This is a genomic window from Dellaglioa sp. CoH-57-MRSF-20 (assembly GCF_056781955.1).
Genome location: NZ_JBXAXV010000151.1, coordinates 1 through 384 on the forward strand (window position 1 = coordinate 1; position 384 = coordinate 384).

Consider the following 384-nt stretch of genomic DNA (forward strand, 5'->3'; position numbering starts at 1 on the left):
GTGGCTTGCGTGCGCCCCGTATCGTTCTTCACCTTGTGCGATTCGTCCAATCCTGCGTACGAAAAGCGAAACTGTCGCAGAAAGTCAATGATTGGGTAGACCGTGACAGGCGTCGTGCCGTAGCACACGCTGTATTGTCGGTACATGAGAGCGTTGTAGTCGGCGACCACCACAGTGTTACGTGGCGCACCCTCCAACATCGCTTGCAATCGCTCGATACCGTGCACGCGAACCGCTTCCATCGAGAGCGGAATCACGTTCATCTGGCCGCCCGTGAAGTACAGCATTTCGTTCACGTAGTTGGCCAAAAGGTGTCCCGGGCACAGCACGATGTAGGGCGCGCACCGGTTGTGCAAAATCTAGATCAGGATGTCGTTGATGAGC

1 protein-coding gene is annotated in these 384 nt (G+C 56.0%); it reads right to left on the bottom strand.

All coding sequences use genetic code 11. From position 1 onward, the window contains the following. A partial coding sequence (locus AC1RPN_RS08565) for a hypothetical protein (RefSeq protein WP_481763771.1) occupies positions 1-308 on the bottom strand: 308 nt, incomplete at its 3' end. Between the last annotated feature and the right edge of the window lie 76 nt (positions 309-384).